This window comes from Dehalococcoidales bacterium, assembly GCA_030698765.1.
GTDB lineage: Bacteria > Chloroflexota > Dehalococcoidia > Dehalococcoidales > UBA2162 > JAUYMF01.
Window position 1 is genome coordinate 1 of the sequence record JAUYMF010000075.1, and the last position, 3,437, is coordinate 3,437.

Consider the following 3,437-nt stretch of genomic DNA (forward strand, 5'->3'; position numbering starts at 1 on the left):
TCCCAGTTGTTTCGTGTGTCACGTATTATTTTCTTAAAATGGCTTAGCAAACTTTTGTCACTCTTTTCTATGTTCTGTAAATCCCTAACTAGCATACATAGTTTGGCTATCTCAACATTCCTACTGGAATAGTCATGCTTGTTTTGGAAAACTCCGACCATCATAATTGCCTCACCTATTGGTGTTCTTGCACCTACGCTCTTATATTCTTCACCATCCCATATGAAATTCAAGCCAAAAATCCTATTTAGTTCCATTACAGAATTTATATAGTTCAAGAACCAGCTGTCCATTTCAATTATCCAATTTCTCGGCCATCCATTTTTCTCACCCCTCCCCCGCCCTCTTTTGAAATTCATAGAGCTTGGTCAGGGCTTCGAGGGGAGTCAGGGAGTTGATTTCCAGCTTCGCCAGTTCCTCCAGCAGCGGGGATTTCTGCCCGAATAATGATAGCTGCGGGGTGGGCTCCGGCTTGCGGCGGCGTCCTCTGGAAATCTTCTCTGCCTTCCGGCTGTCCCCTTCCAGCTCCGCCAGCACCTCATGGGCGCGGTGCACCACCGATTTCGGCAGCCCGGCAAGCTGCGCCACGTGGATGCCGTAGCTCTTGTCGACGCCGCCGGGGACAATCTTGCGCAGGAAGATGACCTTCCCCTTTTCCTCGGTGACGGCCACGTTGAAGTTCTTCACCCTCGGCAGCACCCCAGCCAGCTCCACCATCTCGTGGTAGTGGGTGGCAAAGAGCGTCTTCGCCCCCAGCCCCGGGTGGTTATGGATGTACTCGGCCACGGCGCGGGCGATGGACAGCCCGTCATAGGTGCTGGTGCCCCGCCCGATTTCATCCAGGATCAGCAGCGAGCGGGGCGTGGCGTTGTTCAGGATGTTGGCCGTCTCCACCATCTCCAGCATGAAGGTGGACTGCCCCGCCGCCAGGTCTTCCCGCGCGCCGATGCGGGTAAAGATACGGTCGACGACGCCGATGCTGGCCGAAGCCGCCGGCACGAAGCTACCCGTCTGCGCCAGGAGCACAACCAGGGCGACCTGTTTCAGGTAGGTGGACTTGCCCGCCATGTTGGGGCCGGTGAGGACAATCAACTGAGCGTCATCATTAGAAAGGAAGGTATCGTTGGACACAAAGCTGCCATCGGTGAGACTCAGTTCTACCACCGGGTGACGTCCCTGGCTGATAGCGATTTCCACGCCCTCATTCAGTTCGGGGCGGACGTAGCCATAGCGCACCGCCGCCTCCGCCAGGCTGGAGCAAACATCCACGTTGGCCAGGGCAGCGGCCACGGCCAGAATACGCTCGCTGGCAGTGGCCACCTGGCGGCACACCCGCTGGAAAATGCTTGATTCCATCTCGATAATCCGGTCGCGGGCGTTCAATATCATCGACTCGTATTCCTTTAACTCAGGGGTGAAGAAACGCTCCCCGCCGACCAGCGTCTGCTTGCGGATATAGTCGTCCGGCACCTGGGCAAGGTTGGCTTTGGAGACCTCGATATAGTAGCCGAAGACTCGGTTATAGCCCACCTTGAGCGACTTTATACCGGTCTTCTCCTGCTCCTGGCGTTCCAGGTTAGCCAGGTACTGCCGTGCGTTCTGGGAGACCAGGCGCAGGTTGTCCAGTTCCTCGGAGAAGCCCCTGCGGATGACATTACCCTCACTCAGGCTGGCGGAGGGCTCATCAGCGATTGCCTCCGCAATCAAATCGACCACGTCCTGGCGCGGCTTCAGCCCGTCTTTGAGCCAGCCAATCGGGCTGTTGCTGCTGCCCCCCTCGATGGCTGTAATCAGTTCCGGTACCACTTCCAGGCTGCGCCGCAGGCTGACCAGCTCGCGGGGACTGGCGATGTCGCCCCGCACCCGGTTAATCAGCCGCTCCAGGTCAGCCGTTTTATCCAGCAAGGAGGCTGCCTGGTGACGAGCCAGCGTATTGCTCTTGAACCAGCCAACAGCGTCCTGCCTTTTTGTCAGTTCCGTTATGTCAAGAAGTGGCTGCCCCAGCCACTTCTTGAGCAACCGGCCCCCCATCGCCGTTTTAGTCAGGTCGATAACGGACAGGAGCGAGCCGCTGGCCGTTCCCCGGCTGCCGCGGAAGAGTTCCAGGTTAGCCCGGGTCTGCTCATCCAGCGCCATAAAGGAATCGGTAGTGTAGGTGGTCAGCCGGGTTAGTTGCTCCAGCGCCCCTTTTTGAGTTTCCTCAACGTAATGAATAATGGCGCCTGCAGCCCTCACCGCCAGGGGCAGATGGGCGCAGCCGTAACCTTCCAGTGTAGCCACCCCGAAGTGCTCAAGCAGTGCCTGGCGGGCTACCTCCATCTCAAACCGGTAGTCATCGAGGCGCGTCACCGGAGCGGTAAGCTCCAGGTTGGACAGCTCCGAGCTTTCCCCGCTGATTATCTCCGACGGACGGAGTCGCTCCAGTTCCGGGAGCAGCCGCGCCAGCGGTAGCTGGGTGGTGGCAAACTCGCTGGTGGTGATATCAACGTAAGCGATACCGGCCTGGTCTTCACTCAAAACGAGGCTGGTCAGGTAGTTATTGGTCTTGCTGTCGAGGAGACCCGGCTCGACCACCGTGCCCGGTGTGACCACCCGGACGACATCACGCTCGACGATGCCCCTGGTCTCACCCGGCTGCGTCAGTTGCTCGCAGATAGCCACCTTGTAGCCGCGGTTGACCAGCTTTGCCAGGTAGTTGTCCAGAGCATGATAGGGAATACCGGCCATCGGCACACGGTAGTCTTTGCCCATTCCCCGCGAGGTGAGCACAATCTCCAGCTCTTTAGCGACGACCCTGGCATCATCATCGAAGGTCTCGTAGAAGTCCCCCAGGCGGAAGAGCACGATTGCCTGGGGGTACTGGCGCTTGATCCTGAGGTACTGGCGGCGGATGGGCGTCGACTGCTCACTCATGTGCCTATTCTACTAGAAATCTGCCCCGAAAAGAAGTAAGGGTGAGGATTTTACAACCTTATCCCCTCGGTTCCCCGTTCGGTTGAGCTCACGACTAAGTCCCGAGGGCAAAGGAAACAATCTCAATGATATGAAAATTTCCTCTCCCTTGACGGGAGAGGAGCAAGGTGAGGGTGCGTTCAATCTGGTTTATCCCCTCACGCTAACTCTCTCCCGCAATGGGAGAGAGGACTCCATTCTTTATGGCTTTATATTTATAGCTCTAGTACTTAGTTTCGTAATTGAGTTGTCTTATGCGCGGAATTATATACGTACCTATTTTTGAAACTAATCACTAGATCCCGGCTTTCGCCGGAATGACGATGTGCCTATTTTCGTAACGCAGAGCGAAGCGGTCTCGGAGATTACCACGGGCCTCGCCCCGGTGGTTTTCCTGAATCCCCCAGAATTGCTATAATCTGATCATGAGTGATAGCAGGAGAAGATGAAGTCGCATGGACAATCAGAACGAGCCCACCCATAAA

At 56.6% G+C, this 3,437-nt stretch carries 2 protein-coding genes; both read right to left on the reverse strand.

Annotated elements, in window-relative coordinates; genetic code table 11:
• Nucleotides 1-293, reverse strand: a 293-nt coding sequence (locus tag Q8Q07_03450; GenBank protein ID MDP3879346.1) for a hypothetical protein, incomplete at its 3' end; no start/stop codon positions are given.
• A gap of 34 nt (nt 294-327) precedes the next feature.
• Complete coding sequence (mutS, locus tag Q8Q07_03455) at nt 328-2,913, reverse strand: DNA mismatch repair protein MutS (protein MDP3879347.1); 2,586 nt, start codon at nt 2,911-2,913, stop codon at nt 328-330.
• Nucleotides 2,914-3,437 lie beyond the last annotated feature (524 nt).